The sequence below is a fragment of the Betaproteobacteria bacterium genome (assembly GCA_016791345.1).
Classification (GTDB): domain Bacteria; phylum Pseudomonadota; class Gammaproteobacteria; order Burkholderiales; family JAEUMW01; genus JAEUMW01.
On record JAEUMW010000237.1, the window covers coordinates 1 to 2212 of the forward strand.

Genomic DNA, 2212 nt, shown 5'->3' on the forward strand with positions numbered 1-2212 from the left:
GCGGAATGGGTCAGCCCGCCCGGTGCCCTCGGCAAGCGCCCGGCCCACGCGGCGTTGAGCGGCACGCTGCTGTCGCGCCTCGTCGGCACGCAATTGCCCGGCCCCGGCTCGTCGATCGTCGCCGAGTCCCTGCGCTACGCCTATGCCGTGGGTGTCGGCGACAGCGTGACGGTTTCGGTCAAGGTCGTCGAGAAGCGCCCGCAGGGCAACATCGTCGTGCTCGAGTGCAGCGGCGTGAATCAGCACGGCGACCCGGTGCTGACGGGCACGATGGAGGTGTCGGTGCTCACGCAGAAGGTGAGTGTCGCGCGCATGCCGACCGCCACCATCTCGGTGCAGGAGCACGATTCCTACGAGAACATCCTGAAGTTCTGCAGGCACCTGCCTGCGGTCGTCACCGCCGTCGCCCACCCGTGCGATGTGTCGTCCCTCACGGCGGTGATGGACGCCGCGAAGGCGAACCTGATCATCCCCATCCTGGTCGGCCCGTCGGAGCGGATCAGGAAGGTGGCGGCGGATTTCGGCTTCGACATCTCGCAGATGCGCATCGAGAACACGCCGCACAGCCACGCTTCCGCGGCACGCGCCGTGGAGCTCGTGCGCGAGGGCGAGGCGGAAGTGCTGATGAAGGGCAGCCTGCACACCGACGAGCTCATGAGCGCGGTGGTGAGCTCGTCCACGGGCTTGCGCACCGGGCGCCACATCTCGCACGTCTTCATCATGGACGTGCCGACCTACGACAAGCCGCTCTTCGTGACCGATGCCGCGGTCAACATCTATCCGACGCTGGAGCAGAAGGTCGACATCGTGCAGAACGCGATCGACCTCGCCCACGCGTTGCGCATCGAGTGCCCCAAGGTCGCCATCCTCTCCGCCGTGGAGACCGTGACGCCGAAGATCCAGTCGACGCTCGAGGCGGCGGCGCTCTGCAAGATGGCCGACCGCGGGCAGATCACCGGTGGGCTGCTCGACGGACCGCTCGCCATGGACAATGCCATCAGCAAGGAAGCCGCGGAGATCAAGAAGATCGCCTCCCCGGTCGCTGGCGATGCCGACATCCTGCTGGTTCCGGATCTGGAAGCCGGCAACATCCTCGCCAAGCAGCTCACGTTCATGGCCAACGCCGACGCTGCCGGGATCGTGCTCGGTGCGCGCGTGCCCATCATTCTCACCAGCCGTGCGGACAATCTCCATGCTCGCATGGCCTCGTGCGCGGTGGCGGTGGTGCTGGCGCACGCACGCCGCGAGGCGAAGGCTGCGCCGCCGGTCTGAGAGCTGCCCATCGCGAGTCCCGCGTCTCAGGGACTCGGTCCCACATCTCTTGCTCTTATGAATACGAGGAACCGATGAACCTTCCCGCCTACCTCTCTCTCGAGGGCAAGAAAGTCCTAATCACCGGCATCGCCAACGACAGCTCGATTGCCTACGGCTGTGCGCGTGCTATGCGCGAGCTCGGCGCCGACCTCGCCATCACCTACCTCAACGAGAAGGCGAAGCGCTTCGTCGAACCGCTCGCCGCGGGTCTCGGTGCGGAAATCCTCATGCCGGGCGACGTGACGCAGGAAGGCGAGCTCGAAGCCGTCTACGCGGAGATCGGCAAGCGCTGGGGCGTGCTGCATTCCGCCCTGCACTCGATGGCCTTCGCCCCGAAGGAGGATCTGCAGGGGCGCCTCGTCGACAGCTCGCTCGCCGGCTTCCAGCTCGCCATGGACGTGTCGTGTCATTCCTTCGTGCGCATGGCGAAGCTGGCGGAGCCGCTCATGTCGGACGGCGGCACACTCTTCACCATGAGCTATCTCGGCGCCGCCCGGGCGGTGCCCAACTACAACCTCATGGGGCCCGTGAAAGCGGCGCTCGAGGCGGTGACGCGCTATCTCGCGCTGGAGCTCGGACCGAAGATCCGCGTGCACGCCATGTCACCCGGGCCGCTCAAGACCCGCGCCGCGTCGGGGCTCGCGGATTTCGACAAGCTCATGGCGAAGGCAGCGGAGCGTGCCCCGGCGAGGCAGCTGGCGACGATCGATGACGTCGGTCGCTATGTCGCGTTCCTCGCGACCGATGCTGCGCGCGTGCTGACCGGCGATACGCTGTACGTCGACGGCGGCTATCACATCGCCGACTGACCCGGGCCGGGCGAGGCGCAGTCGAGCAGGCGCTGCGCCTCGTCCAGCAATTGCCCGCGCCGGATGAGATCGCGCCGGGCGAAGCGGCA

At 67.3% G+C, this 2212-nt stretch carries 2 protein-coding genes; both read left to right on the top strand.

Annotated elements, in window-relative coordinates:
- A partial coding sequence (locus JNK68_09315) for a bifunctional enoyl-CoA hydratase/phosphate acetyltransferase (protein ID MBL8540558.1) occupies positions 1 to 1272 on the top strand: 1272 nt, incomplete at its 5' end.
- 74 nt (positions 1273 to 1346) lie between these two features.
- Complete coding sequence (fabI, locus tag JNK68_09320; protein ID MBL8540559.1) at positions 1347 to 2123, top strand: enoyl-ACP reductase FabI; 777 nt, start codon at positions 1347 to 1349, stop codon at positions 2121 to 2123.
- The last annotated feature ends 89 nt before the right edge of the window (positions 2124 to 2212 follow it).

Bases quoted from the DNA above. Each gene is read 5' to 3' on its own strand.
- fabI (MBL8540559.1), top strand. From the start codon at position 1,347: ATGAACCTTCCCGCCTACCTCTCTCTCGAGGGCAAGAAAGTCCTAATC.